The sequence below is a fragment of the Bradyrhizobium sp. CIR18 genome, assembly GCF_014198295.1.
Taxonomy (GTDB): domain Bacteria; phylum Pseudomonadota; class Alphaproteobacteria; order Rhizobiales; family Xanthobacteraceae; genus Bradyrhizobium.
The window spans coordinates 516645-532416 of record NZ_JACIHF010000002.1 but is presented as its reverse complement, the minus strand read 5'-3'; the positions used below and the strand labels follow the sequence as shown (position 1 = coordinate 532416).

Sequence of the window (15772 nt, the reverse complement as noted above, 5' to 3'; positions counted from 1 at the left end):
CCTTGATCAGTATCGTAGAGTGGGCAAAGGCGCACTTGCGCCGTGCCCACCATCAGTCCGATACGGCCACGGAACGTGGGCACGCTTCGCTTTGCCCACCCTACGGAACCGTCTTTGTCGCGATGACAGATCACGTACCGTAGCTGTAGAAGCCCTGCCCGGTCTTGCGGCCGAGATGGCCTGCATCGACCATCTCCTTGAGCAGCGGCGCTGGCCTGTATTTAGGATCGTTGAAGCCCTTGTAAAAGACCTCCATCACCGAAAGCATGGTGTCGAGCCCGACGAGATCGGCCAGAGCCAGCGGCCCGATCGGATGGTTGCAACCAAGCTTCATGCCAGCATCGATCTCTTCCGCGGTCGCAATCCCCTCCTGGAGCGCGAAGATCGCCTCGTTGATCATCGGGCACAGGATGCGGTTGACGGCAAAGCCCGGGCTGTTCTTGGCGGTGATCGCCACCTTGCCGACGCGCTTGGCGAAATCGAGGGCCTTGGCGTGGGTGTCGTCGGAGGTCTGCAGGCCGCGGATCAACTCCAGCAGCGCCATCACCGGCACCGGGTTGAAGAAGTGCATGCCGATGAAGCGGTCAGGACGATCGGTCGCCGCAGCGAGCTTCGTGATCGAGATCGACGAGGTGTTGGTCGCAAGCAGCGTTCGCGGCGACAAGGTCGCACAGAGATCCTTCAGGATCTTGACCTTGAGCTCCTCGTTCTCGGTTGCGGCCTCGATGACGAGATCGCAATCGGCAAGCTTCGCCCGGTCGGTGGTGCCGGTGATGCGCTTGAGCGCCGCCTCGCGATCGGCCGCCGACATCTTCTCCTTCTTGACCAGACGCTCGAGACTGCCGCCGACGGTCGACAGCCCGCGGTTCACCGCCGCATCGGAAATGTCGACCATCACGACCGAGAGCCCGGCCGCCGCGCAGACCTGCGCGATACCATTCCCCATGGTCCCTGCCCCGATGATGCCAACGGTCTGGATCATTGCTCCATATCCTTCATCCTTGCGGCCCCGCCGACACGGCACGGCCCATTATTCCCTGCATCAGGCTCTAGCACCGCCGAGGGGCGCCTGCGACCTGATCCTGCCTCTCCTTAAAGCATCCACGGCGGGAATAAAGCCGCCGACGGGCGCGAAACGGCCCCATTTGGCCGCATGGCGCGTAATTTGTCCCAAAATTGCGTCCCTGCCCGGCCGGGACAGCGGCCTCCCTCAATCGGACGACGCGGCGGAGCTGACGGCGTGGTGTAGTCGGCGCGCAATGGCCAGCGCGAATGCCTCGCGACGCAATTGTGAGATCGACCACATCGGCTTCGTGCCCCACCTGTTAGCCTCGCGCAAATGAAGACACATATTGCACTTCCCATCATCCTCGCCGCTCTGCTCGTCGCAACGCCAGGCTTGGCAGCCGAGACCAGAGGAGCCGGCTCAACCTTCGTTTCGCCCGTGATGGCGAAATGGACCGACGCATATAAGGCCAAGACCGGCAACGTCGTCCGCTATCAAGCGGTCGGCTCCGGCATCGGCCTCGGCCTGATCAAAAAGGAAGCCGTCGATTTCGGTGCCAGCGATATGCCGCTCGACCCCAGGGAGTTGGACAGGCTCGGCCTGATGCAATTCCCGATCGTCATCGGAGGCGTCGTGCCAGTGGTCAATATCGACGGCGTCAAGCCCGGCCAGATCCGCTTCACCGGGCAGGTGCTCGCCGATATCTATCTCGGCAAGCTCAGATCCTGGAGCGATCCGGCGATCGCCGCGATCAACCCCGACGTCAGATTGCCGAACGCTGCGATCACGGTGGTCCATCGCATCGACGGCTCCGGCACGACATTCAACTGGTCGAACTACCTGTCGAAGGTCAGCCCGCAGTGGAAAGCCAGCGTGGGCGAAGGCACCTCCGTCGAGTGGCCGCTTGGCCTCGGCGGCCGCGGCAATGATGGTGTCGCCTCGCTCGTCGGTCTCATACCCGGCGCGATCGGCTATCTCGAATATACTTATGCGCTGCAACGGCTCGACCGGATTTCCTTTGGAATCGTGCAGAACAGCGCCGGCAATTACGTCGTGCCCGACGCCGCATCGTTCCAGGCGGCGGCATCAAGCGCGGACTGGAAGGCGGAGAAGGATTTCCATCTCGTGCTCACCGACGCGCCCGGCGAAGACGCCTACCCGATCACGGCGACGACCTTCGTGCTGATGCCGAAGGCGCCGAAATCACCGGAACGATCGACAGCCGCCATCGACTTCGTCCGCTGGTCGCTGGAAAACGGAAAATCCGAGGCCCAGACGCTCAACTACGTCCCGCTCCCGCCTGCCTTGATCGACCAGATCGAACGCTATTGGCAGCAGAGCATCGGGGCAGCCCCCACGGTCTCGGCATCGGCCAGCGTGAAGCGCTGAACAGCGACTGCGGCCTGTCAATCGAGATTGGCTCTCCGCATGCCAATCTCGATTGACAGGCCGCCGTTATTTCAATAATCGTTGAAATATGGAAAAGACGGACGCCGTCGCGGCGCTTGCCGCGCTTGCTCAGGACAATCGCCTCGATGTTTTCCGCCTGCTGGTGCAAGCCGGCCCCGAAGGCCTGACCGCCGGCGCGGTGGCCGAGGCGCTGGATCTCGCCCCCAACACGCTGACCTTCCATTTCGACCGGCTACGGATGGCTGGGCTCGCGACCGTCCGTCGCGAGGGGCGTTCGATGATCTATGCGGCGCGGTTCGAGACCATGAATTCGCTGGTCGGATTCCTGACCGAAAACTGCTGCGGCGGGGTGTCATGCGCTCCGGCAAAGCCTTCGAAACCGGCGCGGAAGCGCAGCAAAGTGCCAGCCTGAAAGGACAGACCATGAAGCGCCTGCACGTTCACGTGTCCGTCGAGGATCTCTCCCATTCCATCGGATTCTACTCCGCCCTGTTTGCCAGCGAGCCCTCGGTCGTGAAGTCCGACTATGCCAAATGGATGCTGGACGACCCCCGCGTGAATTTTGCGATCTCGACGCGCGGACGCGCGGCTGGGCTCGATCATCTCGGCATCCAAGTCGAGACCGGCGAGGAACTCCAGGAGGTCTATGCCCGGCTGCGCAAGGCCGGCGGCAACGTCGTCGAGCAGGGGCAGACCACCTGCTGCTATGCCAAGTCGGAAAAGTCCTGGATCGACGATCCCGCCGGCATCGCCTGGGAAACCTTCCACACCACGGGCGAGAGCACCGATTACGGCGACGGCAGCGGCGAGAACCAGGCGCGGGTCGCGCATGAGAAACCGGAGCAGCAATCGGCCTGCTGCGCGCCGCAGGCGGCGCCGGCGGCCTCAAAGGCCTGCTGCTGAGCACGAGGGCACCTGCAATGGACGCGATCATCTACCACAATCCCGATTGCGGCACGTCGCGCAACACGCTTGCCATGATCCGGCATGCCGGTATCGAGCCGCACGTGATCGAATATCTGAAGACGCCGCCGTCGCGCACCCTGCTGCAGCAGCTCGTCGCGCGCATGGGGATTTCGGTGCGTGAGGCGGTTCGCGAAAAAGCGGCGCCCTATGCGGAGCTCGGGCTCGCCAATCCGGCGCTGACGGACGATCAGCTGCTCGACGCGATGATGGCGCATCCGATCCTGATCAACCGGCCGATCGTGGTGACGCCGAAAGGCGTCAGGCTCTGCCGCCCCTCCGAGCTCGTGCTGGATCTGCTGCCGCCGCAGCGGGGCGAATTCGTCAAGGAAGACGGCGAGCGCGTCAGGCTGGATCGCGACGCCTGATGCCGAGCCTTGCACAGCGCGCCTTCGCCGAGTGGCTCGGGACGGCGTTCCTGCTTGCTGCGGTGGTCGGCTCCGGGATCATGGCGCAGAAGCTCTCGGGCGGAAACGTCGCGCTGGCGCTGCTGTGCAATACGATCGCCACGGGCGCAATCCTGGTGGTGCTGATCCTGATCTTCGCTCCGATATCGGGGGCTCATTTCAATCCGGCGGTCACGCTCGCATTCGCCTTGCGCGGCGAAACGACGTGGACGGACGCGGCGACCTACGCCATCGCCCAGATCGCCGGCGCGGTCGCGGGTGTCGGGATCGCGCACCTGATGTTCGAGCTTCCTGTCCTCCAGCTTTCCCTCACGGCCCGCACCGGAGCCGGACAATGGCTGGCCGAGGCTGTAGCCACCTTCGGTCTGCTCTCGACGATCTTTGGCGTCGGGCACCGGACCAACACCGCCGTGCCTTACGCTATCGGCCTCTATGTCACGTCGGCGTATTGGTTCACCTCGTCCACCTCGTTCGCCAACCCCGCGGTCACCATCGCCCGCTCGCTGTCCGATACGTTCGCGGGTATTGCCCCGCAAGGCATGCCGGCTTTCATTGCCGCGCAGTTCATCGGCGCAGTTCTCGCCGTTCTGCTCGCGCGCTGGCTTTGGGCCCCCGAAAGGCAAAGCTCCCGTCAGATCGTGTCAGAAGAGCCTGCATAACGCGGCGCCAGCCGCATTTTTTGAATTGAATCGCGTTTCCAAACCGTTCCTCCCGGGTATTCTGTGGATGTCAGCAAGACTCGCAGGAACCGGTCCGTGAAGCCGCTACGAACACCCGATATCGACGATCAGGAGGCATTCCGCCCGGCACCGAAGCGTCAGGCCGCATGAACGACTTCGCACGATCCGTTGGCGCGGCGCTCTCGCTGATCGGCGAAGCCGACGCCGAGCTGCTCGGCATCGTCGCATTGTCGGTGCGCGTCAGCCTGACCGCGAGCGTCCTTGCCCTGCTGATCGGTGCACCGATCGGGGCCTTGCTGGCGATCACGCGTTTCCGCGGGCGGCAGGTGATCATCGTGCTGACCAACGCGCTGCTCGGCCTTCCGCCGGTCGTGGTCGGGCTCGCGCTCTATCTTCTGCTGTCGCGGTCCGGCCCGCTTGGCGCGGCCGGATTGTTGTTCACGCCGGCCGCCATGGTGATCGCGCAGACGCTGCTGGCCACGCCGATCGTGGTCGCGCTGGTGCACCGGCCGGCGAGCCTGCTGTGGGCGGAATATGGCGATCTGGCACGGATCGACGGGCTGTCGTTCTTCCGCTGCATGGCGCTGCTGTACGCGCTGGGCCGGACCTCGCTGCTGACGGCCTTTCTCGCTGCCTTCGGGCGCGCCATCGCCGAGGTCGGTGCCATCATCATCGTCGGCGGCAACATCCGCGGCTTCACGCGCACGATGACGACCGCGATCGCGCTGGAGACCAGCAAGGGCGATCTGCCGCTGGCACTCGGGCTCGGCCTGATCCTGCTCGCGCTCAGCGTCGCGGTATCGACCATCGCCTTCCTGCTAGTGGGACGCGTTGGGGAAAAATAGCTGCTCGCCGCCAACCTTGTATCCGGCGATCGCCTCCTGCCCCTTCGATGACACGAGCCAGTCGATGAAGGCCTGCCCATCCTTCGCCTTCACATTCGGGTGCTTCTCGGGACTCACCAGCATGACGCCGTACTGGTTGAACAGCCGCTTGTCGCCCTCCGTCAGGATGGCGAGCTCGCCGCGATTCTTGAACGACAGCCAGGTGCCGCGGTCCGACAGAACATAAGCGTTCGACGACGACGCCATGTTCAGCGCCGGGCCCATGCCCTGGCCGATCTCACGATACCAGCTGTCCTTGCCGGCACTGATGTCGACGCCCGCCTCCTTCCACAGCCGGAGCTCGGCCGCGTGCGTGCCGGATTTGTCGCCGCGCGAGATGAACGGTGCCTTCGCCGCGGCTATCTTGCGCAGCGCATCCGTGACGTCCTTGCCGCCGGCGATCTTCGCCGGATCGCTCTTGGGCCCGACGACGACGAAGTCGTTGTACATGACGTCGAAGCGCTTCACGCCTTGCCCTTCGGACATGAACTTGTCTTCGGCGGCCCGGTCGTGGACGAACACCACGTCGGCATCGCCGCGCCGCCCGATATCCAGTGCCTGTCCGGTACCGACGGCAACGACCTTCACGCTGATGCCCTCGTCCTTCGAGAACAGCGGCAGCAGATGGCCGAACAGGCCCGACTGTTCCGTCGACGTGGTCGAGGCCACCGTGATGGTGCGATCCTGCGCGAACGCGATGGTGGACCAGAGCAGCACCGCTCCGATGGCGACAATCTTCCTCATGCGTCGTCCCCCACAAACAATGACGGTCCTGAATAGCCGATGGCGATGGCGACGGGAACCCCGACATTCGGCCGCAGAGAGTTGAAGCGATGGCGTCAAATCGGCAGGAACGCCGATGCCGCAGGCGGATTGTCCGGAGATGTCATGTCAAGGAGAATCCCATGAAAAAGATCATTCTGGCATCCGCATGCATCATGGCGCTGGCGACCGGTAGCGCCCTCGCGCAGACACAACCGGCTCCCGGCGCCTCCGGTCAAGGCGACGTCGGCCCCTCCTCGCGCGGCCCCGCGACCAAGGGAATGACGACCGGCAAGTCGTCGAACATGCAGAACGAGGCGAGTGACAGCAAGGGCGCGCAATCGCCGTCGGCCGGCGGCACCAACACGAATAACATGGGCAGCCAGGCCGGCGGCGGCGGCGCAGGCGGCGGCAGCGGCGGCGCCGGCAAGTAGTCGGAAGAGCGAAAATCCCGGAGGGGATCATCGTCCCCTCCCTCAGGCCGATAGGCGGTCGATCAACGGCCGGGGCAATATCTCATCACGCTGCGGATCCCCTGCGGCTCTGGCTCCTTCATCCATCCGATGTCCCTGGCCAGCCAAAGCTTGTCGTCGCCGATGACATAGGCGAACGTCATGGTGTCGAAGCCTCTCGGATTGCGGACAGTGACCTCGCCGCAGGCCACCTCGATCGAACGGCCCTGCGGGTCGGATGCGGGACTGGTCCAGGAAATGTGGATTTCCGCATTCGGCGGGATCAAATGAGCGGCGATCTTTGGAGTGAGATCATCTGCCGAGGCAGGTGCGCAGATCAATGCGGCGAGGACCGCAGCCGGATATATCTTGCGGATCACGTCTTTTCTCCTTCGCTTTCGAAGGAAGCGTATCCATGATCGGTGCCGCAGCTCTGTGGGAGCGGTCACATTGGCAGTCGGTGCGCGGCGGCCTGGTGACAACCGCAGTTTCTCGATGATGCCTGACACATCATGCAGCGGCCGGCGCGCCCGATGCTTGGATGTTCTGCAATTGGTCCCGCCTACATTGACAGGGGTGTGACGGCCGGGGCAGTTTTTCACATTGCTGGCGAATCAGCGATTGCCTCACGCCGAGTACCTCTTGGACAACTCCCAGTGCTTTCGAGACTGATATCGTTGCTGCGCCGCATTCCCGCGGTGAAATGGGCGTTCACCCGGCTTCGGCCCTTGCCGCAGGGCGGCAGCATCGACGGTGCGGCGGTCGTCGCGGAACAGCCCGTCATCGTTACTGACAGTGCTGACGCTCTTCCAGCTCTCGACACCGGCATCAGCACTGATCCGCTGCGCAGGGACGCTACGTTTGCCGAGGGCGGCACCGCCCACCCTGTCATCGCGGAAGCAGCAGCCGATATCGCCGGCAGCGACGAGTCCCTGCAGCAGTCGCCGACAGAGGTCGAGCTGGTCGTCGTGGCAGAGGTCTTGGCCTCGGACGAGGTCATCAGCGAAACGGTCGATGGTTCCAAACCAGTCGATGTTCCTGAACCCGTCATCGACAATGATCCGCCTGTAGAGGTCTCGACGAAGCTCGAGCCCGTCGCCACGGAAGCGGTCGCGGCCATCGACATCGAGGACGAGCCGACCAAAGCCGCTGAGCCCGTCATCAGCAGCGATCCGTCTCCCGAGCGCGCGGCCGACGTTGAGCCCGATGTCGTGGAGAAGACCTCGTCCAATCTCGAGGTCGTTTCAGTTGAGGTCGCTTCGGTCGAGGTCGCTTCGGTTGACGCTCCCGCTCTTGTCGTTGCCGACGAACCCTCCATTGTTGCCGCCGTGGATGTCGAGCCTGTTGTAGACGACACCCAGGTCACGCTTGCCGATCCCGACGTCTCGGCGGAGCCTGTCGCTGAAGACAGCATCGACAGCGATCCCACCTGCGACAGCGCGGGGGCGATCGAACCGATCGCTGCAAGCGACCCTGCGCCCGTCGCCGCGGAGGACTCTTCCACCGACGCCATCGTGGTCACGCATGATGAGCCGGCTCCGGCTCTCGCAGCTCTTGCTGAGGAGATTCGCAGTGCGCCGAAACTCCGCGCGAAAGCAACGGAACCTGCCGATCGCACCGCGCTGATCCGGCAGCGCTGGGCGGAAAGCGGAATCAGGATGTGGAATCCCCGGCTTCACGGCACCGGCGAAGCCACGCTGAACATCCAGGGCAGCGTCGGGCTGCTGCCGCCTGCGCCCGGCGAGACGATGCCGCGCTACGACAAGCTGGAGTTCAAGATGCTCGGCGGACAGATCGTCTGCGAGGGCGTCATCGTCGAAGCCCCCGCACTGGCGAGCCATCGCAGCTTCACCCGGCTCGCCGAGCCAGCGAAGCTCGATCGGGTTCGCGAACCGGTGCGGGAACGCCAGGCCGCTCTGGCCTGATCCTTTCCACTGCAAGCGCCGTCACGTTTGTGCTACGCTGAGGTTTCCCGAACATGGGGGATCGCATGCCTGCAAAGCTGTTGCGACTGATCGTGATCGCCGCCGTCTGCGTCTCGCAAGGAGCCTTCGCGGCGTCCAGCAAGCGGCCTCACCACACGCCCGCCACCGATCCAGCCGCGCCCTCCAAGGCGGACCGGCTCTCCTCCTCGCGCGGCGAGACCATCCTCAACACGCCCGGCCAGACCACCGTGCTGACGCGAGAAATCCTCGACGACATGAACGCGAGGAGCCTCCGCGATGCCATGCGCTCGACCGCCGGCGTCACGGTCGGACGCTAGAGCGGAATGGCATTAGGCTGAATCGTTTCCCGCGGCGGCTCGTTCACCGCTCCCGCTTGCGGGAGAGGTCGGCGAGTTCCGGGCGATGCAAAGCATCGTTGCGCCGAAGCGCATGGTTAGCAGAACGTAGCGGCGGCTTTTGCAGGACTTCGCCGCCGATATGCCTGCCGACGCGGCCCCGTATCGTTAACACGGCCTCACCATTGCACGCGTCCGGAAATTCTGCGGTAGCGTGCAACCCTGTGCTGGTCTTTCGCGCAGGACCCGATCTAACGCGCCCTTTACCCACGCTATGCAAGATCGCCGGCAATTTCAGGGATCCGGGGCTCGTATTTCAATGCCTGTTGCCGATTTGAAGTCTCACTTCGCCGCTGCAATGCGGCTGTTTCGCGTGCCCGCCGACAATCCCGAGCTGACGCGCGCGCAGTTCGACGCCTTCTCCAAGCAGATCCCGCTGCTCTACTTCATCCTGATCACCAACACGATCGCGGTCGCATATACCTATGTGCCGCTGGCGCCGGCCTCGCTCAGCATGATCGTGCCGGGCGCGTTGGTCGCGGTGGCGGGCTATCGGACCTTCTGGTGGCTGCGGCAGCGCCACCTCGTCCGCAGCGACGCCGACATCCTGCGCAATCTGCGTCTCACCAACTGGATCGCGGCCCCGATCGCGGCGGGCTTCACCATCTGGTCGTTCGCCCTCTATCCCTACGGCGATCCCTTTGCCAAGAGCCAGGTCGCTTTCTACATGGCGGTGACCGTGATCGGCTGCATCTTCTCGCTGATGCATCTGCGTTCGGCCGCACTGATCGTGACTCTCGTCGTCGACGTGCCCTACGTCGTGTTCTACTTCGCCACCGGCGAGCCGACGCTGGAGGCGATGGCCGTCAACAATCTGCTGGTCACCGGCGCGATGGTGACGGTGCTGACCATCTACTACCGGGACTTCGCCGATCTCGTCGCCAGCCGCAAGTCACTGCTGGCACAGCAGGCGGCGACCCAGGCGCTCTCGGACGAGAACTTCCGCCTCGCCAATCTCGATTCCCTCACCGAGCTGCCGAACCGCCGCCGCTTCTTCGCCGAGCTGTCGAGCGCCTTTGCCGACGCCGAGCGCAGGAACGTTCGCGTCGCGGTCGGCATCATCGACCTCGACGGCTTCAAGCCGATCAACGACAATTACGGCCACAGCGTCGGCGACCGCGTGCTGATCGAGGCGGGCCGCCGCATCCGCGAGGTCTGCGAGGGCTTCGGCCCGCAACGCGTGGAATTCGCCCGGCTCGGCGGCGACGAGTTTGGCCTCGTCGTCCGTGGTGACCCCGACGATGCCGATCTGGCACGGCTCGGCGAACGCATCGGCGGGCAGGTCAAGCTGCCTTACCAGCTCGACACCGCCCACACCGGCCTGTCCTGCTCGATCGGGTTTGCGCTGTTTCCGGACTCCGCGACGACGTCGGAAGCTCTCTATGAATGTGCCGACTATTCGCTCTATCACGCCAAGCGCCATCTGCGCGGACGCACCGTGATCTTCTCGGGCGAGCTCGAGGCCGAGATCCGCAGCCGCGGCGTGATCGAGAATTTGTTGCGCACCTCCGATTTTGGCGCCGAGATGGAGCTGGTGTTCCAGCCGATCGTCGACGCCATGAGCGAGCACACTGCCGGTTTCGAGACGCTGGCGCGCTGGCACAGCCCCCGTCTCGGCTGGGTGTCCCCCGCCGACTTCATTCCTGCCGCCGAGCGCATCGGCCTGATCCGGCCACTGACGCAGACGCTGCTGGCCCGCGCGCTCGCGACCGCCAAGACCTGGCCCGACGACATCCGCCTGTCGTTCAACCTGTCGGCTCACGACGTCTGTGCCGCCGAAGGCATCCTGCCGCTGATCTCCATCATCGAGAAAAGCGGCCTGTCGCCACGACGGATCGATTTCGAGATCACCGAGACCGCCGTCACCTTCGATTTCGTGCGCGCGCAGCAGTCGATCGCGACGCTGAAGGCGATGGGCTGCGGCATTTCGCTGGACGATTTCGGCACGGGCTATTCGTCGCTGAGCCACGTGCACCGGCTGCCGCTCGACAAGATCAAGGTCGACCGCAGCTTCGTCGCCGACATCAACGAAAATCCGGTCAGTCACAAGATCATCAAGTCGCTGACGGGCCTCTGCGACGACATGGAGATCGCCTGCGTCGTCGAAGGTGTCGAGACCCGCGCCCAGCTCGATACCTTGCGCCGGCTCGGCTGCGACTTCATCCAGGGCTATTATTTCGCAAAACCCATGTCGGGCGATGCGATCCGCGACTATCTGGCGAACGAACGCCAGCGCCTCGACGGCGCCAAGGTCGTGGCCTGAGACCGCTCACACCGCGCAGTAGCGTTCCTGGATGTCCTTGTCCGCGAGCAGCGCCGCCGCGCTGCTTTGATGCACGACCTCGCCCTGGTCGATGATCACGGCGCGGTCGGCCAATCGAAGAGCCCATTCGACGTTCTGCTCGACCAGCAGCAGTGTCTTGCCCTCGTCGCGCAGGCGGCGGAACAGCACGCCCATCTCCTCGACGAGGACGGGCATGATGCCCTCCGAGGGTTCATCCAGCAGGATCATCTTGGGCTTGCCGATCAGCGCGCGCGCGATCGCCAGCATCTGCTGCTCGCCGCCGGAGAGCGTCACGCCCTCCTGGTCGAGGCGCTCCTTCAGGCGCGGAAAGGTTTCGGCGATCTCGTCGATCGCCGTCCGCTCCTCGATGTCGCTGCCGGCCGCGACCAGGCCGAGCCGGAGATTCTCGCGAACCGACAGCCCGGGAACGATGCGCCGCTCCTCGGGCACGTAGGCCAGGCCAAGGTGGAAGCGCTGATGGGCGCGCAACGGCAGGAGCTCCCTGCCCGCAAAGCGCACGCGGCCGGTCGCCTTCGGCATCAGGCCCATCATGGTTCGCAAGGTCGTGGTCTTGCCGGCGCCGTTGCGGCCGACGAGGGCAACCACCTCGCCCTCCTTCACGTGCAGGGAGATGCCGTGGAGGATGTGGCTCGCCCCATACCAGGCGTGGAGATCTTCGATTTCGAGCAGCGCGGTTTCAGCCATAACCTTCACTCTGTCCGAGATAGACCCGGCGGACCTCCGGATTGCTCCTGATCTCGTCGGGCGCGCCGTCGGCGAGCAGGCGGCCATGATGCAGCACCACGACGCGCTTGGACAGGCCCAGCACCATCTTCATCTTGTGCTCCACCAGGAGAACGGTGCGCTTGTCGGCAAGGCGCTCCAGCAGCGCGACCATATCCTTGGTCTCTTCCGGCCCCATGCCGGCGGTCGGCTCGTCGAGCAACAGCAGCTCGGGCTCGGAGACCAGCGCGATCGCGATCTCCAGCGCGCGCTGCTGGCCATGCGAGAGGAATTTTGCAAATTCGCTTCGCTTGCCGAGCAGCCCCACCGCGTCGAGTGCCGCATCAGCACGCGCATGCAATTCGGTCAGCCGGGCGCGGTTGCGCCAGATGTCGTAGCTCACGGCCAGCGCCTGGGCCGCGACGCGGACGTTCTCATGCACTGACAGGTCCGGAAAGATGTTGGTGATCTGGTAGGAGCGCGAAATGCCCTGGTGCACGAAGCGGTGCTGCGGCAAGCCGTTCAGCTCGCGTCCGCGGAAGTGCAGCTTGCCGGACGTCGGCGTCAATACACCGGAGAGGATGTTGAAGAACGTGCTCTTGCCGGCCCCGTTCGGCCCGATAATTGAGGTCAGCTGCCCCGCCGCAAAGGACAAGGTAATATCCTCGAGCGCGACGAAGCCCCCGAAGCGCCTGCCGATTCCCTCGGCGCGAAGCAGTTCGCCGCTCATCGCCGCGCCTTTCCGAGGCCGAGGACGTCCAGTAGCGTTCCCCAGATGCCCTTGGGCAGGAACAGGACGAACAGCACGAAGATCGCGCCGACGAAGATCTGCCAGTGCGGCGTCCACAGCGAGATGACATCCTCCAGGATCAGGAAGCTCGCCGCGCCGACGAAGGGTCCGAAGAAGCTGCGGGCGCCGCCGAGCAGCACCATCATCACGATCATGCCCGAGGTCTGGTAGTGCAGGATGTCGAGCGGCACGATCGACAAATGCAGCGCCAGCATGCAGCCGCCGAGCGAGGAGATCGCGCCCGACAGCATGAACACGACCAGCTTGCTGCGCTCGACATCATAGCCGCAAGCCCGTGCCCGCTGCTCGTTCTCGCGGATCGCCTCGATGACGGCCCCGAACGGCGAGTTCAGGATGCGCGACTGGAACCACATCGCCAGCGCCGCGAACGCCATCAGCACGTAGTATTTGTTGACGGGGTCGAGAAAATTGACCTGGAGGCCGAACAGGCTGATGCGGTCGACGGTAAAGCCGCGCAGGCCATTCTCGCCGCCGGTGAAGGATGAGGCCTGGAGCGCGACGTAGTAGACGAGCTGCGCCAGCGCGAGCGTCACCATGGAGAAATAGATGCCGCGGGTGCGCGTCGAGACGATGCCGATCAGGGCCGCCAGGCAGGTGCTGAGACACACGGCGAGCGCGACCGCGGCAAACCACGGCACGCCGTAGCGTCCGATCGCGATGCCGGTGAAGTAAGCCCCCGCGCCGAAGAACGCGGCCTGGCCGAATGACAGCAGCCCGGTGTAGCCGAACAGCAGGTTGTAACCCATCACCACGACGCCGTAGATCAGAACGTTGACGGCCAGCGCCTTGGACGGCAGCAGCCAGGGCAATATGGCCAGCACGGCGATAGAGAGCAGCACGCGGTGGTCGAGAAGCCGGCCGAGCCCGCCCGGCGCAGGCTTGGCGAGAGCCTCGCCGCTCGAAGGGTGCGTCACGCCGTCCTCCCTCTCACACCGAACAGGCCTTGCGGGCGGATCAGCAGCACCACCGCCATCAGCGCGAACATCACGATGGTCGCCATTTCAGGCGCGAACAGCGCCACCAAGCTGATGGAAATGCCGACCATGAGGCCGGCCACGACCGCGCCGACGATCGAGCCGAGGCCGCCGATCACGGTGACGACGAACGCTTCCGCGAGCACCAGCGAGCCCATCTCCGGATTGACGCTGCGCATGGGCCCGGCGAGCACGCCGCCGAGGGCGGCAAGCCCGACGCCGAGCCCGAAGATCGCGAGCCACACCCTGCCGATGTCGACGCCGAGCACCTGCATGATGGTGGGATCGCGCGCGCCGGCACGGACGATCAGGCCGACTCGTGTCATCTCCAGCGTCAGCCAGAGTGCCAGCAGCACCACGGCCACCAGCACGATGACGAACAGGCGGTAGCGCGGGAAGAAGCCGATGCCGAGATCGAGCACGCCGATCAGCTGCGGCGGGGTCGGGAATGGAATGCCGTCGCTGCCGAACACGATGCGCACCCCCTCGACCAGGACATAGCTTAGGCCGAAGGTGAGCAGCAGCGGATCGTCGATCGAGCGCCCATACAGCCTGCGGATCAGCACGAACTCGATCAGCATGCCGAACGCGCCGATCAAGATGGGCGCAAGCAGCAGCCCCCACCAGAAGCTTCCGGTGAGCGAGGCCAGATACAGCCCCGCATAGGCCCCGATCATGAACAGCGCACCATGGGCGAAATTGACCACCCCGAGCATGCCGAACACGATCGTCAGTCCAAGTGCAGTAATCACCAGGACCGCCCCAAGGGCGATCCCGGAGAGAAGCTGCATGATGATCAGCGACAGGTCCATCGTCACAAGTCTTAGGTCGCGTGGCCGAGCTCGCTGCAGCTGCGCAGCATGTCGTCCGAGCCGGTGTCGTTGGCGAGAATGGCGAACAGATCGTTGTCGCCCGCCATGGCGGACTTCTTCTTGGACTCCAGCACCAGCACCGACTGCACCGACTGATGGTCGCATTTGCGGTAGTGCTGCGGTCCCTTGGTCAGATCATATTGCAGCTTCTCCAGCGCATCGACCACCTTGTCGGTGTCGGTGCCGCCGGCGGCCTGCATGGCGGCCAGCAAGGATCCGACGCCGGAATAGCCGTAGGCGCCGTAATCGGTCGGGATCGCACCGCCATTGGCGGCCTTGAACGCCGTGTTGAACGCGGCTGCCGATTTGCTCTGCGCTTCCAGGCCCCAATAATAATTGGCGCCGCCGACCACGCCCTCGAACACGTCGGGGCCGACCGCGAGGCGCTGGTTGTGCAGGATGACGGGGACGACGATCTTCATCTGCTGCTTCACGCCGAAATCCACCGCCTGCTTGATCGCATTGGCCTGGTCGCGCCCGAAATTGGAGATGCAGAGCACGTCCGGCCGCATCGACATCAGGCGCGGCATGAAGGTGGAATAGTCGGCGGCACCGAACGGATGCAGGATCTCCCCGACATTGTCCGCGCCGATCGCGGCCTGCGCGCGCTTGAAGCCGCGCAGCATCTCGTGGCCGTAGGCATAGTCGGCGACGAGATGGGCGACCTTCATGCCCTTCTTCAGGGTCTGCCGCGCCACCGCTGCGGTCGTCATGTGCGGATTGAGCGCTTCGTGGAAGGTGTATTTGCTGAAATCCTTGGCTTCGTTGATCGTGTCGGACTGGCTGATCGAGACGTAGATCACGCCGCGGGCACGCGTGACCTCGTTGACCGCGAGCTGCACGGCGCTGGAGAGGGCGCCGACCACGGCATGAACCTTGTCCTTCTCGATCAGCTCGAGCGTACGCGTCGCAGCCTCGCCGGCATTGAGCTTGTCGTCGCGCACCAGCAGCTCGACCTTGCGGCCGCCAATGCCGCCCTTGTCGTTGACGAGCTTGACCGCAAGCTCGGCGCATTTGACCTGATCGCGCGCTTCCGCCGCGAAGGGGCCGGTCAGCGGCGTCGGAAAGCCGATGCGGATCGTCTCATCGGCCGCGCGGCCGATCCGGGGCATGGCGAGCAGCGCCGCGCTTGCCGAAAGGCCGGCGAGCGCGGTGCGGCGGGATATTTTCGGGGTCGAACCGGATTTGGGCATGATTTCCTCC

At 64.6% G+C, this 15772-nt stretch carries 18 protein-coding genes; 10 read left to right on the top strand and 8 right to left on the bottom strand.

Going from position 1 to position 15772, the window contains the following annotated elements:
• Window positions 1-130 precede the first annotated feature (130 nt).
• Window positions 131-982 carry a 3-hydroxybutyryl-CoA dehydrogenase gene (locus tag GGD65_RS10995; protein ID WP_026202414.1) on the bottom strand — a complete coding sequence of 284 codons (852 nt, stop codon included), beginning with the start codon at window positions 980-982 and terminating at the stop codon, window positions 131-133.
• Window positions 983-1339: 357 nt separating this feature from the next.
• Between GGD65_RS10995 and pstS the strand changes: the two genes are divergently transcribed.
• From pstS to GGD65_RS10965, 6 genes are all read left to right on the top strand, one after another.
• Window positions 1340-2395 (top strand): phosphate ABC transporter substrate-binding protein PstS, encoded by a 1056-nt coding sequence (gene pstS / locus GGD65_RS10990; protein ID WP_183235291.1) that lies wholly within the window; start codon window positions 1340-1342, stop codon window positions 2393-2395.
• 88 nt (window positions 2396-2483) lie between these two features.
• Window positions 2484-2828: a helix-turn-helix transcriptional regulator gene (locus GGD65_RS10985; protein WP_018320746.1), complete on the top strand. Its 345-nt coding sequence runs from the start codon at window positions 2484-2486 to the stop codon at window positions 2826-2828.
• Between the two features lie 11 nt (window positions 2829-2839).
• Window positions 2840-3319, top strand: a complete 480-nt coding sequence (locus tag GGD65_RS10980) for an ArsI/CadI family heavy metal resistance metalloenzyme (protein ID WP_183235290.1) — start codon at window positions 2840-2842, stop codon at window positions 3317-3319.
• A 17-nt stretch (window positions 3320-3336) separates the two neighbouring features.
• The gene (gene arsC / locus GGD65_RS10975) at window positions 3337-3747 is read left to right on the top strand and encodes an arsenate reductase (glutaredoxin) (protein ID WP_183235289.1); all 411 of its coding nucleotides are present in this window, start codon (window positions 3337-3339) and stop codon (window positions 3745-3747) included.
• Window positions 3747-4445, top strand: a complete 699-nt coding sequence (locus GGD65_RS10970; RefSeq protein WP_183235288.1) for an MIP/aquaporin family protein — start codon at window positions 3747-3749, stop codon at window positions 4443-4445. Before arsC ends, GGD65_RS10970 begins: the two co-directional genes overlap by 1 nt.
• A 167-nt stretch (window positions 4446-4612) precedes the next feature.
• Window positions 4613-5311: an ABC transporter permease gene (locus GGD65_RS10965; protein ID WP_183235287.1), complete on the top strand. Its 699-nt coding sequence runs from the start codon at window positions 4613-4615 to the stop codon at window positions 5309-5311.
• On the opposite strand, the gene GGD65_RS10960 is transcribed toward GGD65_RS10965, so the two are convergent.
• Entirely contained in the window at window positions 5285-6094 is an 810-nt protein-coding gene (locus GGD65_RS10960; protein WP_183235286.1) for a substrate-binding domain-containing protein, read from the bottom strand. The genes GGD65_RS10965 and GGD65_RS10960 overlap by 27 nt on opposite strands.
• 161 nt (window positions 6095-6255) lie before the next feature.
• Here GGD65_RS10960 and GGD65_RS10955 point away from each other — a divergent pair, with 161 nt between their 5' ends.
• Window positions 6256-6546 carry a hypothetical protein gene (locus tag GGD65_RS10955; protein WP_183235285.1) on the top strand — a complete coding sequence of 97 codons (291 nt, stop codon included), beginning with the start codon at window positions 6256-6258 and terminating at the stop codon, window positions 6544-6546.
• Window positions 6547-6608: 62 nt separating this feature from the next.
• Here the strand turns inward: GGD65_RS10955 and GGD65_RS10950 are convergent, their stop codons facing one another.
• Window positions 6609-6944, bottom strand: coding sequence for a hypothetical protein (locus GGD65_RS10950; protein WP_018320753.1), 336 nt, complete (start codon window positions 6942-6944; stop codon window positions 6609-6611).
• A 297-nt stretch (window positions 6945-7241) separates the two neighbouring features.
• Here GGD65_RS10950 and GGD65_RS10945 point away from each other — a divergent pair, with 297 nt between their 5' ends.
• The 3 genes from GGD65_RS10945 to GGD65_RS10935 all read left to right on the top strand — a co-directional run bounded on the left by GGD65_RS10945 (window position 7242) and on the right by GGD65_RS10935 (window position 11168).
• Entirely contained in the window at window positions 7242-8489 is a 1248-nt protein-coding gene (locus GGD65_RS10945; protein ID WP_183235498.1) for a hypothetical protein, read from the top strand.
• Window positions 8490-8554: 65 nt separating this feature from the next.
• Window positions 8555-8827, top strand: coding sequence for a Plug domain-containing protein (locus tag GGD65_RS10940; protein WP_183235284.1), 273 nt, complete (start codon window positions 8555-8557; stop codon window positions 8825-8827).
• Window positions 8828-9164: 337 nt separating this feature from the next.
• Complete coding sequence (locus tag GGD65_RS10935; protein ID WP_183235283.1) at window positions 9165-11168, top strand: bifunctional diguanylate cyclase/phosphodiesterase; 2004 nt, start codon at window positions 9165-9167, stop codon at window positions 11166-11168.
• A gap of 6 nt (window positions 11169-11174) precedes the next feature.
• Here GGD65_RS10935 and GGD65_RS10930 read toward each other — a convergent pair whose 3' ends face one another.
• From GGD65_RS10930 to GGD65_RS10910, 5 genes are read right to left on the bottom strand one after another with little or no spacing between them, the layout of a single operon-like run.
• Complete coding sequence (locus GGD65_RS10930) at window positions 11175-11894, bottom strand: ABC transporter ATP-binding protein (RefSeq protein WP_183235282.1); 720 nt, start codon at window positions 11892-11894, stop codon at window positions 11175-11177.
• Window positions 11887-12642: an ABC transporter ATP-binding protein gene (locus tag GGD65_RS10925; RefSeq protein WP_183235281.1), complete on the bottom strand. Its 756-nt coding sequence runs from the start codon at window positions 12640-12642 to the stop codon at window positions 11887-11889. The genes GGD65_RS10930 and GGD65_RS10925 overlap by 8 nt, the downstream gene beginning before the upstream one ends.
• Window positions 12639-13637, bottom strand: coding sequence for a branched-chain amino acid ABC transporter permease (locus tag GGD65_RS10920; RefSeq protein WP_183235280.1), 999 nt, complete (start codon window positions 13635-13637; stop codon window positions 12639-12641). Before GGD65_RS10920 ends, GGD65_RS10925 begins: the two co-directional genes overlap by 4 nt.
• Window positions 13634-14509: a branched-chain amino acid ABC transporter permease gene (locus tag GGD65_RS10915; RefSeq protein WP_183235279.1), complete on the bottom strand. Its 876-nt coding sequence runs from the start codon at window positions 14507-14509 to the stop codon at window positions 13634-13636. The genes GGD65_RS10920 and GGD65_RS10915 overlap by 4 nt, the downstream gene beginning before the upstream one ends.
• An 11-nt stretch (window positions 14510-14520) precedes the next feature.
• On the bottom strand, window positions 14521-15762 hold the full coding sequence (locus GGD65_RS10910) for an ABC transporter substrate-binding protein (RefSeq protein WP_183235278.1): 1242 nt from the start codon (window positions 15760-15762) through the stop codon (window positions 14521-14523).
• Window positions 15763-15772 lie beyond the last annotated feature (10 nt).

Excerpts from the sequence above, each read along its gene's own strand:
- GGD65_RS10995 (WP_026202414.1), bottom strand. The coding sequence starts at position 982 with ATGATCCAGACCGTTGGCATCATCGGGGCAGGGACCATGGGGAATGGT.
- pstS (WP_183235291.1), top strand. The coding sequence starts at position 1,340 with ATGAAGACACATATTGCACTTCCCATCATCCTCGCCGCTCTGCTCGTC.
- GGD65_RS10985 (WP_018320746.1), top strand. The coding sequence starts at position 2,484 with ATGGAAAAGACGGACGCCGTCGCGGCGCTTGCCGCGCTTGCTCAGGAC.
- GGD65_RS10980 (WP_183235290.1), top strand. The coding sequence starts at position 2,840 with ATGAAGCGCCTGCACGTTCACGTGTCCGTCGAGGATCTCTCCCATTCC.
- arsC (WP_183235289.1), top strand. The coding sequence starts at position 3,337 with ATGGACGCGATCATCTACCACAATCCCGATTGCGGCACGTCGCGCAAC.
- GGD65_RS10970 (WP_183235288.1), top strand. The coding sequence starts at position 3,747 with ATGCCGAGCCTTGCACAGCGCGCCTTCGCCGAGTGGCTCGGGACGGCG.
- GGD65_RS10965 (WP_183235287.1), top strand. The coding sequence starts at position 4,613 with ATGAACGACTTCGCACGATCCGTTGGCGCGGCGCTCTCGCTGATCGGC.
- GGD65_RS10960 (WP_183235286.1), bottom strand. The coding sequence starts at position 6,094 with ATGAGGAAGATTGTCGCCATCGGAGCGGTGCTGCTCTGGTCCACCATC.
- GGD65_RS10955 (WP_183235285.1), top strand. The coding sequence starts at position 6,256 with ATGAAAAAGATCATTCTGGCATCCGCATGCATCATGGCGCTGGCGACC.
- GGD65_RS10940 (WP_183235284.1), top strand. The coding sequence starts at position 8,555 with ATGCCTGCAAAGCTGTTGCGACTGATCGTGATCGCCGCCGTCTGCGTC.
- GGD65_RS10935 (WP_183235283.1), top strand. The coding sequence starts at position 9,165 with ATGCCTGTTGCCGATTTGAAGTCTCACTTCGCCGCTGCAATGCGGCTG.
- GGD65_RS10930 (WP_183235282.1), bottom strand. The coding sequence starts at position 11,894 with ATGGCTGAAACCGCGCTGCTCGAAATCGAAGATCTCCACGCCTGGTAT.
- GGD65_RS10925 (WP_183235281.1), bottom strand. The coding sequence starts at position 12,642 with ATGAGCGGCGAACTGCTTCGCGCCGAGGGAATCGGCAGGCGCTTCGGG.
- GGD65_RS10915 (WP_183235279.1), bottom strand. The coding sequence starts at position 14,509 with ATGGACCTGTCGCTGATCATCATGCAGCTTCTCTCCGGGATCGCCCTT.
- GGD65_RS10910 (WP_183235278.1), bottom strand. The coding sequence starts at position 15,762 with ATGCCCAAATCCGGTTCGACCCCGAAAATATCCCGCCGCACCGCGCTC.